Source organism: Streptomyces sp. NPDC042201, assembly GCF_055582185.1.
This window is the reverse complement of the sequence record NZ_JBVJDS010000005.1, coordinates 85,523-99,358: the sequence shown is the minus strand read 5'-3', so window position 1 is coordinate 99,358 and position 13,836 is coordinate 85,523. Positions and strand designations below refer to the sequence as shown.

General features: G+C 72.0%; 11 protein-coding genes. 7 read left to right on the top strand and 4 right to left on the bottom strand.

Annotation, left to right across the window (positions count from 1 at the left end; genetic code table 11):
• Positions 1–35: 35 nt before the first annotated feature.
• Entirely contained in the window at positions 36–686 is a 651-nt protein-coding gene (locus ACZ6MZ_RS14095) for an HAD family hydrolase (RefSeq protein WP_389785032.1), read from the bottom strand.
• 182 nt (positions 687–868) lie between these two features.
• Here ACZ6MZ_RS14095 and ACZ6MZ_RS14090 point away from each other — a divergent pair, with 182 nt between their 5' ends.
• The 3 genes from ACZ6MZ_RS14090 to ACZ6MZ_RS14080 are packed head-to-tail and all read left to right on the top strand — an operon-like array spanning position 869 to position 3,860.
• Entirely contained in the window at positions 869–1,915 is a 1,047-nt protein-coding gene (locus tag ACZ6MZ_RS14090; protein WP_469351923.1) for a FecCD family ABC transporter permease, read from the top strand.
• Positions 1,912–3,027 carry a FecCD family ABC transporter permease gene (locus ACZ6MZ_RS14085; RefSeq protein ID WP_469351921.1) on the top strand — a complete coding sequence of 372 codons (1,116 nt, stop codon included), beginning with the start codon at positions 1,912–1,914 and terminating at the stop codon, positions 3,025–3,027. Before ACZ6MZ_RS14090 ends, ACZ6MZ_RS14085 begins: the two co-directional genes overlap by 4 nt.
• Positions 3,024–3,860 (top strand): ABC transporter ATP-binding protein, encoded by an 837-nt coding sequence (locus ACZ6MZ_RS14080; protein WP_469351919.1) that lies wholly within the window; start codon positions 3,024–3,026, stop codon positions 3,858–3,860. Before ACZ6MZ_RS14085 ends, ACZ6MZ_RS14080 begins: the two co-directional genes overlap by 4 nt.
• Before the next feature lie 18 nt (positions 3,861–3,878).
• Here the strand turns inward: ACZ6MZ_RS14080 and ACZ6MZ_RS14075 are convergent, their stop codons facing one another.
• Positions 3,879–4,892: a hypothetical protein gene (locus ACZ6MZ_RS14075; protein ID WP_469351918.1), complete on the bottom strand. Its 1,014-nt coding sequence runs from the start codon at positions 4,890–4,892 to the stop codon at positions 3,879–3,881.
• 228 nt (positions 4,893–5,120) lie between these two features.
• Between ACZ6MZ_RS14075 and ACZ6MZ_RS14070 the strand changes: the two genes are divergently transcribed.
• Positions 5,121–7,706, top strand: coding sequence for a helicase-associated domain-containing protein (locus ACZ6MZ_RS14070; RefSeq protein WP_469351916.1), 2,586 nt, complete (start codon positions 5,121–5,123; stop codon positions 7,704–7,706).
• A gap of 30 nt (positions 7,707–7,736) precedes the next feature.
• Here ACZ6MZ_RS14070 and ACZ6MZ_RS14065 read toward each other — a convergent pair whose 3' ends face one another.
• Together ACZ6MZ_RS14065 and ACZ6MZ_RS14060 are read right to left on the bottom strand one after the other, a co-directional pair.
• On the bottom strand, positions 7,737–9,539 hold the full coding sequence (locus tag ACZ6MZ_RS14065) for a pectate lyase (protein WP_469351914.1): 1,803 nt from the start codon (positions 9,537–9,539) through the stop codon (positions 7,737–7,739).
• A gap of 233 nt (positions 9,540–9,772) precedes the next feature.
• The gene (locus tag ACZ6MZ_RS14060) at positions 9,773–10,522 is read right to left on the bottom strand and encodes a VanZ family protein (RefSeq protein WP_469351913.1); all 750 of its coding nucleotides are present in this window, start codon (positions 10,520–10,522) and stop codon (positions 9,773–9,775) included.
• A gap of 175 nt (positions 10,523–10,697) precedes the next feature.
• Here ACZ6MZ_RS14060 and ACZ6MZ_RS14055 point away from each other — a divergent pair, with 175 nt between their 5' ends.
• From ACZ6MZ_RS14055 to ACZ6MZ_RS14045, 3 genes are all read left to right on the top strand, one after another.
• Positions 10,698–11,456 carry a hypothetical protein gene (locus ACZ6MZ_RS14055; RefSeq protein WP_469351912.1) on the top strand — a complete coding sequence of 253 codons (759 nt, stop codon included), beginning with the start codon at positions 10,698–10,700 and terminating at the stop codon, positions 11,454–11,456.
• On the top strand, positions 11,453–11,842 hold the full coding sequence (locus ACZ6MZ_RS14050; protein WP_469351910.1) for a GntR family transcriptional regulator: 390 nt from the start codon (positions 11,453–11,455) through the stop codon (positions 11,840–11,842). Before ACZ6MZ_RS14055 ends, ACZ6MZ_RS14050 begins: the two co-directional genes overlap by 4 nt.
• Before the next feature lie 283 nt (positions 11,843–12,125).
• Complete coding sequence (locus tag ACZ6MZ_RS14045) at positions 12,126–13,793, top strand: DNA repair helicase XPB (RefSeq protein ID WP_469351909.1); 1,668 nt, start codon at positions 12,126–12,128, stop codon at positions 13,791–13,793.
• The last annotated feature ends 43 nt before the right edge of the window (positions 13,794–13,836 follow it).

Here is a 13,836-nt window from a genome sequence, read left to right as displayed (position 1 = left end):
GGCGCCGGCCGCGCGGGCCCGTACCCGAAGCCCCGTCAGACCGCGTCCGCCACGGCCTCACCTGCGGCGTAGCGCTCCAGCCAGGCCGGGAACTGCGTCAGGTCCCGCAGGATCACATCCGCTCCCGCCGTACGCAGCTCCTCCTCGTCACACGGACCTGTCGGTACGGCGACGGAGAGCGCCCGCGCCGTGCGCGCCCCGCGCACATCGCCCGTGTGGTCGCCGACGTACACCGTCGCGCCGTGCTCGCGCAGCGCCACCGCCTTGGCCTCGGCCCACAGCTTGCCGACGATCACATCCGGCTCCATGCCGAGGTGAGCGAGGTGGAGTTCGGCGTTCGGCGTGTGCTTGGCGGTGACGACGATCGCGCGGCCGCCCAGCGCCTGGACGGCGGTGATGGCCTCGCGGGCGCCGGGCATCGCGAGGGTCGGGACGATCGCGAATGTGGGATAGATCTCCCTGTAGCGGTCGCCCATTTCCGCTATCCGGTCCTCGGGGAACCAGTGCGCCAGCTCCAGTTCGAGCGGCGGCCCGAGCCGGGTGACGGCGAGATCGGCATCGATCGGAACCCCGGTCTCGGCGGAAAGCGCCAGGTAGGCGGCGTGAATACCCGGTCGTGAGTCGATCAGGGTCATATCGAGGTCGAAGCCGACCGTGGGCGCGGGCCGAGCCGTGAGGGAAGCCATAAGAGCCATTGTGCCCAGGCGAGTGGCTTGATCCAGGTGCTTAGACTTAGCCAAGCCTAACCAGACCCTCACCATCACCTGTCCGCATCGGCCGTCTTCGTCCCCTGTCTTGCCTTGCCCGTTCCCGCTTCTGTCTTTTCCTGCCCGTACCCGCTTCCGGCCGCACCTCCTGATTGGTTCCGATGCCAGCCGCCGCCCCGACGACCCACAGCGTGCCCCACAGCGCCCGACACGTCCTGACAGCCCGCCGTATCGGCTGGACGGCGGCAGCCGTCGTGGCCGTGCTGCTCGCCGTCCTGCTGAGTCTCGCGGTCGGGGCGCGCGCCGTCGCTCCGTCCGCCGTCGTCGACGCGCTGCTGCGCGGCGGGCACAGTGACGATGCCCAGGTCGTACGGCAACTGCGCGTGCCCCGGACGCTGATCGGCCTGATGGTCGGGGCCGCGCTGGCCCTCGCCGGCACCGTCCTCCAGGGCATCACCCGCAATCCGATCGCCGACCCCGGCATCCTCGGCATCAGCCAGGGCGCCTCCGTGGGTGTCGTCCTGGCCATCGCCTTCGCCGGGGTGCACACCCTCTCCGGCTATGTGTGGTTCGCCTTCGCGGGCGCGGGGTTCGCCTCCGTGGCGGTGTACGCCATCGCCTCCGGCGGACGCGGCGGCGCGACGCCGGTCAAACTCGCCCTCGGCGGCGCCGCGATCAACGCGCTGCTGGTGTCGGTGACGATGGCGGTGCTGACGACCAACGCGGCGACGCTGGACGAGTTCCGCTTCTGGCAGGTGGGGTCGATCGCCGGCCGGGACGCCGAAGTGGCCGGTCAGGTCTGGCCGTTCCTGCTGATAGGCACCGTGCTGGTGATATCCGTGGCCCGCGGTCTGGACGCGCTGGCACTGGGCGAGGACGTCGCGAAGGGCCTCGGCCAGAATGTCGCCGCCGTACGCGTCCTGGGCGGCCTCGGCGCGACGGTGCTCACCGGCGTGGGGGTGGCGGCGGCCGGCCCGATCGCGTTCATCGGCCTCGCCGTTCCGCACATCGCCCGCGCGATCGTCGGCACCGACCACCGCTGGGTGCTCCCGATGGCCGCCCTGATCGGGCCGGTCATGCTGCTGGTCTCCGATGTCATCGGCCGGATCGTCTTCCCGCCGAGCGAAGTCCCCGCGGGTGTGATGACGGCCCTGCTCGGGGTGCCGTTCCTGGTCGCTCTCGTACGACGGAAGGCGGTGCCGGCATGACCACGGCCACCAAGGCCGCCAAGGCCGCCGGCGCCGACGGCGGGGCGGGTCCGGCCCCCGGCGGCATACGGCCCGCGGGCTACGCGCTCGTACGGACCGGACGCGGATCGTTCCTGCTGCACCGGCGGGCGGCCGTCGTCGCCGGCGCGCTCACCGTCCTGCTGGCCGGGGTCTGCGTCGCGTATCTGAGCGTGGGCGAGAGCTTCGTACCGCCCTCCGAGGTCCTGAAGGTGCTCCTGGGGCAGCCGTCGGCGGACGAACTCGTCGTCGGTACGCTGCGGCTGCCGCGCATGGTGGTCGGGCTGCTCGTCGGCCTCGCCTTCGGCATCGCGGGCGCGCTGATCCAGACGGTCGCCCGCAACCCGCTCGCCAGTCCCGACATCATCGGCATCAGCCAGGGCGCGAGCGCGCTCACCGTCGGCGCGATGACCTTCGGCGTCACCTCGTTCAGCGTCCTGCCGTATCTGTCCGTGACGGGCGGGATCGTGGCGGCGGGGCTGGTGTACGTCTTCGCCTGGCGCGGCGGGCTGCACGCCACGCGCTTCGTGCTCATCGGCATCGGCTTCGCCATCGCGCTGCGTTCGATCACCACGCTCTTCCTGACCAAGGGCGACTATCTGGTCGCCCAGCAGGCCCAGGTCTGGATGACCGGCTCGCTCAACGGCCGCGGCTGGGACGAGGCGGCGCCGCTCGGCTGGGTGCTGCTGGCGCTGCTGCCCGGGGTGCTGTGGGCGGCGTACGCGCAGCGCACGGTGTCGATGGACGACGACACGGCCACCGCACTGGGGGTACGGCTCGGCCGCGTCCGGCTGGGACTCGTCCTGCTGGGCGTGGTGCTGGCGTCGGTCGCGACGGGCGCGGCGGGCCCGGTGGACTTCGTGGCGCTGCTGGCACCGCAGATCGCCCGGCGCATGACCCGTACCGCGCAGATCCCGCTGCTGTGTTCGGCGCTGCTGGGCGCGGTGATCGTCGTCCTCGGCGATCTGCTGGCCCGCAAGCTGCTGTCCCCCACGGAGCTGCCGGTGGGTGTACTGACGGCGGCGGTGGGCGCCCCGTATCTGATCTGGCTGATCATCCGCGGCCGTACCGCGGGAGCAGGAGGCACAGCATGAGCAGGCTCGTCGCCCGGGAGCTGACGCTCGCGTACGAGGACCGCACGGTCGTCCACGAACTGGAACTGGCCGTCCCCGACGGGCGGGTGACCGTGATCGTCGGCCCGAACGCCTGCGGCAAGTCGACGACGCTGCGCGCGCTGGGACGGCTGCTGAAGCCACGGGGCGGGGCGGTGCTGCTGGACGGCGCCGAACTGGCGAAGATCCCGACGAAGAAGATCGCGCAGTCGATCGGCCTGCTGCCGCAGTCGCCGGTCGCGCCGGAGGCGATCACGGTCGCGGACCTGGTCTCGCGCGGCCGCCAGCCGCACCAGCACTGGTGGCAGCAGTGGTCGGACGAGGACGAGCGCGCGGTGACGGACGCGATGGAGCGCACGGACGTGACCGCGCTCGCCGACCGGCCGGTGGACGAACTGTCGGGCGGTCAGCGGCAGCGGGTCTGGATCGCGATGGCGCTGGCGCAGGAGACGGACCTGCTGCTGCTGGACGAGCCGACGACCTTCCTGGACATCGCGCACCAGGTGGAGGTACTCGACCTGGTGCGCCGCCTCAATCACGACCAGGGCCGTACGGTCGTGATCGTCCTCCACGACCTCAACCAGGCGGCGCGCTACGCGGACCACCTGGTCGCGATGAAGTCGGGGCGCATCGTGGCGGAGGGCCGTCCGCAGGACATCGTGACGGCGGAGCTGGTACGGCAGGTCTTCGGCCTGGAGTCCGTGGTGGTCCCCGACCCGGTGACGGGCTCCCCCCTGGTGGTCCCAGGAGCCCCCTACCGCCCGGACCCGACCGCCGACGCCCAGGCCGCAGCCGCCCGCCCGAGCCCGGCTTAGGTGTATTAGCGCGCACGGCTACTTCCGCCGGGACCGCCAGATCAGGTACAGCGCCGAGGTCACCGCCGCCGTTCTGACCACCACCGGCCAGGTGCCCGACAGGGCCTCGGCCATGGCGTCGTCCGGGATCGGGTCGCCCCAGCGGCCGTCGAGGCGGCCCCAGAGCCAGACCAGGCCGCCTGCGGCCGAGACGCTCGGGAGCCCGAAGACCGCCCATTTCGCCTCGGCTCGGGAGAGCGTGCGGGAGGCGTAGGCGAGGAGCCAGCCGCCGCCCAGGGCGATCCAGGAGCCGAGGAAGGCTCCGACGACCAGCAGCGCCGCCGCCAGCAGCAGGAACGGGTTGGATAGGCCCCTGGCGCCGGACTGCTTCCCCGCGCCACGGCGGGGCAGCCGCAGGCGAAATCTGCGGCGGCCCTCGTCCTCCTCCGCCCCCTTCTCGACCGCCTCCCCGGACTCGGACCCGGCCTCACCCTCCGTCTCGCCCTCCGCCTCGTCCTCCGGGTCCTTCGGCGGCGGCTTGAGGATGTCCGGGATCTCCACCCCGCCCACGAACCCCGGCACCCCCGTCGGCGCCGCGCCCATCGGCCCCGACTCGATCCGCCACCAGTCGGGCTCCCTCCCGGGGGGCTGCCCGTCGGCCTGGCCCGGTCCGTCCGTGGCGGCCGGATACGGTTGCGCCCCCGAAAGCGCCCCCGACGGCGGCGCCGACGCCTGCTCCGGGATCACCGCCTTCCTCAGCCGCCGCGCCCGCTGCTCGGGTACGGCCGGCTCGGGCAGCACCGGCGGCGGCGCGGCGCCCGTGCCGCCCGCGGAAGCCGCCCGTACCAGCGCGTCCGGTTCCCCCAGCCGCCCCAGAATGCGGCGCACGGCCGCCGGGCTGTCGCTGCCGAACTTCCCGCGCTGCCGGTCGATCTCGTTCCGCAGCGTCGACACCAGCCGCATCCGGTCCCCGGACTCCAGCTGCTGTTGCTGAGCCGCGTCACCGACGCGGCTCAGGTAGTCGTAGACCAGCTGGTCGCTCTCGATCCCCACACAGTCCTCCGCACCCAGCGCACAGCCCTACCGCCACACGGCACCCGCACGCGATGGTGTCGGAGTCATCCCCGTAACGTCCACCCCGAACCTCCCCCGAACCGCCCGCCGAACCTCCCGTACGAACAAGGCCCGCCGCGACCCCCGGGCCCGGGGGCGCGGCAGAGCGCCCCTCAGGGGCTAACGTGGAACGGATGGGGACCAGCGAAGCCTGAGCAGGAGGCGCACGTGCCAGAAGGAACCGGCGGTACGCCACCGCGCACGCTCGCGGAGGCCCTGCGCATCCAGGGCGACGACTCACTCGCCGCCCTCCTGCGTGCCCGCCCCGATCTGCTCACTCCCGTACCGAACGACCTCTCGCAGCTCGCGACACGTGCGGGCACCCGCGCCTCTGTCGTACGGGCGCTGGAGCGGCTCGACCGGTTCACGCTCCAGACGGCGGAGGCCCTGGCCGTCGCCCCCGAGCCGGCGCCGTACGCCACCCTGAGCGCGCTCCTGACCGGCGACGAAGGGGACGCGCGGATCGAGGCGGCCCTGCCCCTCGCGGTGCGGACCCTGCGCGACCAGGCCCTCATCTGGGGGGCGAACGACCGGCTGCGGCTGGTGCGTACCGCACGCGAGCTCCTCGCGCCCTCCCCCACCCACCCCTCGCCGACCGGCCTCGGCCCGACCGTCGCCGAGGCCACCGCAGGCATGTCGCCCGGCCGGCTCCAGGAGATCCTGACCGCGGCCTGGCTGCAGTCCACCCACGACCCGGTCTCCGCGGTCGCCTCGCTCACCGCGCTCTTCACCGACCGGACGCGGATGGCGGCCCTGCTCGACACCGCCCCGATGGAGGCGCTCTCGGTCCTGGACCGGCTGGTGTGGGGGCCTCCGTACGGAGAGATCACCTCCAGCCCCACCCCGCCCGTGCGATGGCTGCGTGACCGCGGGCTGCTGCTGCCCGCGACCACCCGCACGGTCGTCCTGCCGCGCGAGGCCGCGCTGCATCTGCGCGCCGGGCGCGCGCACCGTACGCCGGAGCCCGTGGCGCCCGACGTCGCGCCCCGCTCCACGGAAGCGAGCGCCCCTGGCCGCCCGCAGATCGTGGACAGCACGGCCGCCGGGCAGGCGTACACCGCGCTCGCCACCATCGAGGAGCTGGCCAAGGACTGGAACGAGGGCGGTCCGAACGTCCTGCGGGCCGGAGGTCTGTCCGTACGTGACCTCAAGCGCACCGCCGCCGCGCTGGACGTCACCGAGCCCGTGGCCGCCTTCTGGGTCGAACTCGCCTACGCGGCCGGACTGCTGGCGGCGGACGGCGAGGCCGACGAGAGATACGCCCCGACGCCCGCGTACGACGACTGGCAGGAGCTCCCCTCCCCCGAGCGGTGGGCCCGCCTCGCCACGGCCTGGCTGACAGCCACCCGTACCGCGGGTCTGGTCGGGAGCCAGGACACCAAGGGCCGTACGCTCGCCGCGCTCGGCCCGGATCTGGACCGCGGCCCGGCGCCCGAGGTACGGCGACGGATCCTCGACCTCCTCGCGACCCTCCCCGAGGGCACGGCCCCCGACCCCGAATCACTGCTGGCCAGGCTGCGGTGGGAACGGCCCCTGCGCGGCGCGTCCGCGGCCGGGCGGCCCGACGATCTGCGTGCGCGGCTCGCGGCCTGGACCCTGAACGAGGCGGAAATGCTGGGGCTCACCGGCCGGGGCGCGCTCTCGTCGCATGCCCGCGCGCTGCTGACGTCCGTATCCGACCCGTCCGAGGACCCGGCCCGCGCCCGGGCCGAACTCGCCGCCGCCGGTACTCGCGCCGCACTCGCCCTCGCCCCGCTCCTGCCTGAGCCCCTCGACCATGTCCTCCTCCAGGCCGACCTGACCGCCGTCGCCCCCGGCCCCCTGCTGCGTCCCCTCGCCGAGCTGCTCGCCATCGCCGCCGACGTCGAGTCGAAGGGCGGGGCGACCGTCTACCGGTTCACGCCCGCGTCTGTACGCCGCGCCCTCGACGCGGGACAGTCCGCCACCGATCTGCACGACCTGCTGAAGACCCACAGCCGCACGCCCGTCCCCCAGCCGCTCGCCTACCTCATCGACGACGTGGCCCGTAAGCACGGCCATCTCAGGGTCGGCGCGGCCTCCGCGTACGTCCGCTGCGACGACGAGGCCGTACTCGACGAGATCCTCGCCGACAAGCGGTCGCACGGACTGCGGCTGCGCCGCCTCGCCCCGACCGTGCTGGCCGCCCACGCCGACCCGGCGGCGGTGCTCGACGGGCTGCGCGCGATCGGGTTCGCGCCGGCCGCCGAGTCCGTCGAGGGCGACGTACTGATCACCCGCGCCCACGCCTACCGCACCCCTCCGCGCACCGCGCCGGTCCCCGTCCCCGACGGGCCGCGCGCGCCGGGCGCGACGCTGCTCGGGGCGGCGGTGAAGGCGATCAGGGCGGGGGACATGGCCGCCACGGTCGTCCGCAAGCCGGTGCCGGAACCGTCCACGTCCGGATCCACGACGGCCGCGGCTGCCGCAGCGGCGCGAGCAGCCGGGAGAGCGGCCGGGAAGACCCCCGCCCCCGGCTCCCTGTCGGGGAACGGCGACCTCCCCCGCACCACCTCCGCCGAGACCCTCGCGACCGTCCAGGCCGCCGCGATGACCGGCTCGGCGGTCTGGATCGGCTACGTCAACGCGGACGGCGCGGCCAGCCAGCGCGTCATCGCGCCGGTGCGCGTCGAGGGCGGGTACGTGACGGGGTACGACCACACGGCGGACGAGGTCCGTACGTACCCCCTGCACCGCATCACGGGAGTGGCCGAACTGGCCGACGACCCGGCCTGACCGCACCAGACGTCAGGGCCGTGCCAGACGTCAGGGCCGTGCCACGTACCCGATGAGCTTGGCCATGTTCGCCACGTACGCGGACGAACTGATCCCCAGCGGGTGTTCGACGGGCTGGTAGGGCGGCTCCTGCGGCGGGTCCTGGGGGTTGTACGGCGAGGTGTCGCGCAGGTCGCCGACGTTCTTGCTCATGTACGCCTTGCCGTCGTACGGCTTCGTCGAACCGGGCCCCTGATAGGGGTTCGTGACGGCGTCGATCGGGGTCAGCCAGTAGTCCTTCGTACCGAGGCCGTCGACGAGCGCCGACGCCTCGGCGTCCGTCACCACCGGCAGCGGCAGCGGCGCGTCCCGCAGCAGATCGGACAACTGGAGGTCACGGACCGAGAAGTAGCGGGGCAGCGGAATCGGCCGGCCGTGCGAGGAGGCGGGCGACAGCGGCGACCGGGCGCGCATGGCGGCCACTTGAGCCGGCGTCATCGCGGCCAGCTCCTCGTACGTACCGCGCAGACCCGCCAGGTCCACGGAACGCCCGGCCGAGTAGTGGCTCAGCGTCTCCCGGTGGTCGTAGTCGTTGTAGTACGCGCCGTTGCGGATGTTGGAGCCGAAGCGGTGGACGAACCGCGCCCGGTTCGTGCCCAGTTCGACGAAGGTCGGGTGGGTACGGCCGGCGAGCAGCGGGTTCTCCGCGATCTGCCCGCTCGTCAGCTTGCAGCTCTCCAGCCAGTCGAGCGCCTCGGGCACCCGCCCGAGGAAGGCGCGGTCGCCGGTCAGCCGGAAGTAGTGGAACAGCTGCTGGACGTTCGTCTGGGTGGTGTGCGTGGCGAGGGCGCGCGGTTCGTACGACCGTGCGCCCGCGGGCGCCCCGGCGGGCCGGCCGCCCTTGGCGCGGGAGAGGTGCTGGAGTCCCCAGCCCGCCTGCGGCCCCGGCTGCTGCATCCGCTTCAAGCAGGCCATCGCACGGGTCACAGGACCGGCCAGGTCGCGCCGGCCCAGCGTGGACATGCACATCAGCAGGAACTTGATGTTCTCGCCCAGGACGTCGTCGTTGAAGGTGACCTGCTGGGTGTAGTCGCCGTCCTCCATGCCGTGCTGGACACCGCGCGGCAGCCAGTCGGGCCGCCTGTCCGGCCAGGGCATCCGGCTGACCGCGCCCGCGAACGCGGGATAGCGCTGCGGCCAGCCGCCGTCGGCGGTGCCGCCGCTGAACTGCGAGGCGAGTACGAAGCCGATGGCCCGGTCCAGCGACCGCTTGAAGCGTGGGTCGCGGCGCTCCGCGTACAGCCGCAGGATCAGCTGCGCGGCGGCCGAGGTGCCCGCGTCGTCGAACGTGGCGTTGCCGTAGTAGTGCTGGAACTCCTCCAGCCGCCAGCCGTTGGCGCCGATCGTCTCGTACCAGTCGCGCAGGGATTCCTCGCCGGCGAAATCATGGATGTAGTTCCAGCCCCCGACCGGGAGCTGCGCCTCGACGAGCGCCAGGCCGGTGCGCGCGGCGGCCCGGTAGCAGACCTCTTCGCCGGTGGCGTGGTACGCGTCGAGCATGCTGTGGCCGACGGACGGGGTACCGGGCGGCTGGACCCAGCACATGGTGCGCTTGGCCTCCATCTCACCCCAGGTGACGGACAGGTCGGGGAGGTAGTTCCAGACGTAGCCGCCCCGGTACGAGACGGTCCCGTCCATGAAGGCGGCGGCGCGGCTCATGGCACGGACGGTCAGGGTGCGCTGCGGCGCCGGGGGCGCGGCCTGGGCCGCCCCGGGCCGGAGCACGGCCGGGGCCGCGAGCAGCGGGGTGACGGCGAGCTGATGGAACGTGCGGCGGCTCAAGGGCTTCTTCATGCGGTGAAGTGCCTTCCTCACGGGTGGCCGGAGCGAACGCGGCAATCACCCTCCTGTTCAGTGGGCTGAACAGAGGTTCCGCGTTCAACAAGGGGGAAGGTAGTGATCCCCTCCGCACTCTTCAAGTATGTGGACGACACTTTCGTATAAGAACCACGGCGCACATGAGTCAGCCCCGCGGTCGGTCGCGGGGCTGAGGGCTGGGACTCGGGGCTCGGGGCCGTACGGAAGGATCAGCGGCGCCGGGCGAGGCGCTCGGTCCATGACGGACCACCCGCCGAGCCGGACTTCCTCAAGGACGGCTTCTTCGCGGTCCCGCTCTTCGCGGCGGGCTTCTTGGCTGTGGGCTTCTTGTCAGCCGGCTTCTTGTCAGCCGGCTTCTTGTCGGCCGGCTTCCGCTTCGTCGTCGCCGGCTTCGTCATCACCGGCTTGGACCGCGCCGGCTTGGACCGCGCGGGCACGTCCTTCCTCACGGGCGGCTCGGCCAGCGCGTGGAACCGCCGCCCGATCCGCCGGCCCAGCAGCAGATACCCGATCAGCGCGCCGCTCGTGTTCATGATGACGTCGTCCACGTCGAAGGCGCGTCCCTCGACGATCGAGCCCTGCGCCAGCTCCACCAGCACCATGACCACCGCGGTCAGCGCCACCACCCGCACCATCCGCGCCCTGCGCGGTACGAGCACCGGAAGAATCAGCCCGAAGGGCACGCCCATCAGCAGATTGCCGCCGATCTGCTTGCACGCGGCGAGGAAGGTGTAGTCCTCCGCGTACTGCCGCAGCGAACGCCCCGGCTGAAGATTGGACCCGGCGATCTCCGCCGACGCCGGCGACGGCGTCAGCGTCAGTTCGGCCAGCACCGCGGAGAAGGCCACCAGGGCGGCAAAGGCCACCACCGTGATGATCACCCGCAACAGGATCCGGCCCCACGAATTACCCGCCGGGGCGGCGCTCCCCGACCCGGTCCCTTCCGTTTCAGCGGTCATACGCCCCTGATGCCCCCACCCCCGCCGTATACGCCGCCCGCCCGCGCCGTAAAACCCACCGGCCCCGAATCAGCCCGCGATGGGCGACACTGTGTCATCGCCTTGACACAGTCGCCTTCCGGTCGGCAGATTGTGTCAGGAAGCTGACACACTTGCAGACGTAAGGGGGATCCGCATGCCCAATTCCTGGGAGGCGAAGAGCAGTTGGCGGAGCTGGGCGGACACGCCCGTTCGGTGGGGTGGGCCGGCGGTCGGGATCGTCGTCAACAATCTGGTCACTTTCAGTTCCGAGCCCGATGTCGAGCTGCTCTACGCCATTCCCGTCTTCGGGCTCTGCGCGGTGGGCGGCGTGCTCCTGGCGGACCTGATCGCACATCCGGCAGCCAGCGGAGTGCGGTCGGCCGAAGTGACTCCGCGCCGCATACGCGATCACATCCCCCGCGGGCTGACAGCGTCCCTGGGCGTCCAGGCCGTGATCTTGACGGCCCTGTTGGTCGTCGCCGTCGCGACAGCCTCGACAGACACCGCCGGCCGCGCGGGCAGGGCCCTGTCCATGAGCTGCCGGGGCCAGACCCAAACCACCGGGCCCTGGCCCGGCGCCTACTACGCCTGGCCGGTCCTCGGGGGCCTCGTCATCGGCACCGTGGTCTGCGCCTTGGTTCTGCGGCGCATCACCGTACGCGCCGCGAGTGACGACCAGCGCCGGATCAGTTCGCGGGCCACCGTCGGCGCCTGGGGGCTGCTTGTGGCCGCACCGCTGTTCGCTGTGTCCCTGACCATGGCAGTCGCACTGCAGAGCCTGACCTGCGGAAGGTGGGCGGAAAACATGACCCTGGGTGGCCTGGGGCTCACCGCATTCGTCTCGGCGCTGACAGCCGGCTGGACTCTGGGCGCCCTGCTGCTGCCCCAGGCGCATGTCAGGGAGCAGTCATGAAAGCCGGCTCGATCGCCATCCGAGTGGATCCCTTCACGCCGGTCCCTCCGTTCGAACAGATCAGAACGCAGCTCGCCGATCTGATCTCCGTGGGCAGACTGCGCGAAGGCGACAAACTACCCTCTGTGCGCCAGCTCGCCTCCGACCTCGGACTGGCCAACAACACAGTGGTCCGGGCTTACCGAGAGCTGGAGTCGGCGGGCCTGGTGCACAGCCGCAGAGGATCCGGCACCCGCGTGGCCGCGTCTCCCGCGAACGCCGCGGCGAGGGACAGGCTCGCGGACCACGCCCGCAGCTACGCGACGGCCGTCAGGAACCTCGGCGTCACCAATGAAGACGCCCTGGCAGCGATCCGCCACGCGCTCGCCACTCCCGACGCGACCTGAGCCGCAGCGTGGGCAGGTGGAGAAGACCAGGACGACCAGGACGTCGAAGCCGGCCGGACGAGTGGCGAGACGGGTGCGGACGCGTCGCGGCCCGGGACGGTCCGGCCCACGAGAAAAGCGGGAGGTGCTCTCCCCGGTCTCGCGCGATGAGCGAACATAGATGGCGGCGCGCATACCCGGCGCGCCGGCCGGGACACCCTTCCGGTGCCGAGCACGGGGCATAGCCCGTGCCGTGGCAGGCGTTGTTCCTGTCACCGGACGACCTGATTCTCTGGAGGAATGTGTGTCCTGCCTAATCGTCCAGAGCGACAAGACGTTGCTGCTCGAAGTCGACCACGAGCAGGCGGACGCGTGCCGTCGCGCCATCGCGCCCTTCGCCGAACTGGAGCGCGCCCCCGAGCACATCCACACCTACCGGCTGACCCCCCTCGGTCTGTGGAACGCCCGCGCCGCGGGGCATGACGCCGAGCAGGTGGTCGACGCGCTGGTGGAGTTCTCCCGGTATCCCGTGCCGCACGCGCTGCTCGTCGATGTCGCGGAGACGATGGCCCGCTACGGACGGCTCACGCTCTCCAAGCACCCCTCCCACGGCCTCGTCCTGACCTGCACCGACCGGCCGGTGCTGGAGGAGATCCTCCGCTCCAAGAAGGTCCAGCCGCTGGTCGGCGCCCGGATCGACGCGGACACCGTCGCCGTACACCCCTCCGAGCGCGGCCAGATCAAGCAGACGCTCCTCAAGCTGGGCTGGCCGGCCGAGGACCTCGCCGGTTACGTCGACGGCGAGGCGCACGCCATCGAGCTGGACGAGACCGGCTGGGCGCTGCGCCCGTATCAGAAGCAGGCCGTCGAGGGCTTCTGGCACGGCGGCTCGGGTGTCGTCGTGCTGCCCTGCGGCGCAGGGAAGACGCTGGTCGGCGCGGGTGCGATGGCCCAGGCCAAGGCGACCACGCTGATCCTGGTGACCAATACCGTCTCGGCCCGCCAGTGGAAGCACGAGCTGGTGAAGCGCACGTCCTTGACCGAGGAGGAGATCGGCGAGTACAGCGGTACGCGGAAGGAGATCCGCCCGGTCACCATCGCCACGTACCAGGTGCTGACGACCCGCCGTAAGGGCGTCTATCCGCATCTGGAGCTGTTCGACTCGCGCGACTGGGGGCTGATTCTCTACGACGAGGTGCATCTGCTGCCCGCGCCCGTCTTCAAGTTCACCGCGGACCTCCAGGCCAGGCGCCGGCTCGGGCTGACCGCGACGCTCGTCCGCGAGGACGGCCGCGAGTCGGACGTCTTCTCGCTGATCGGGCCGAAGCGGTTCGACGCGCCGTGGAAGGAGATCGAGGCGCAGGGGTATATCGCCCCGGCGGACTGTGTCGAGGTACGGGTCAACCTCACCGACCGCGAGCGGCTGGCGTACGCGACCGCCGAGACGGAGGAGAAGTACCGCTTCTGCGCGACGACCGCGACGAAGCGGAAGGTGACGGAGGCGCTGGTACGCAAGCACCAGGGCGAGCAGACCCTCGTCATCGGCCAGTACATCGACCAGCTCGACGAGCTGGGCGAGCATCTGAACGCCCCCGTCATCAAGGGCGAGACCAGCAACGCGCAGCGCGAGAAGCTCTTCGAGGCGTTCCGGCAGGGCGAGATCTCGGTGCTCGTGGTGTCGAAGGTCGCGAACTTCTCGATCGACCTGCCGGAGGCGACGGTCGCGATCCAGGTCTCGGGTACGTTCGGCTCCCGCCAGGAGGAGGCCCAGCGCCTCGGCCGGGTGCTGCGCCCGAAGGCGGACGGCCACGAGGCCCGCTTCTACTCGGTCGTCGCCCGCGACACCATCGACCAGGACTTCGCGGCCCACCGCCAGCGCTTCCTGGCGGAGCAGGGGTACGCGTACCGCATCGTGGACGCGGACGAGCTGCTGACGGAGAACCCGGAGAGCACAGAGAGCACAGAGAACTGAGCCGGCGGCCCGGCCCGCTACGTCAGCCGGGCGCTAGCCGGGG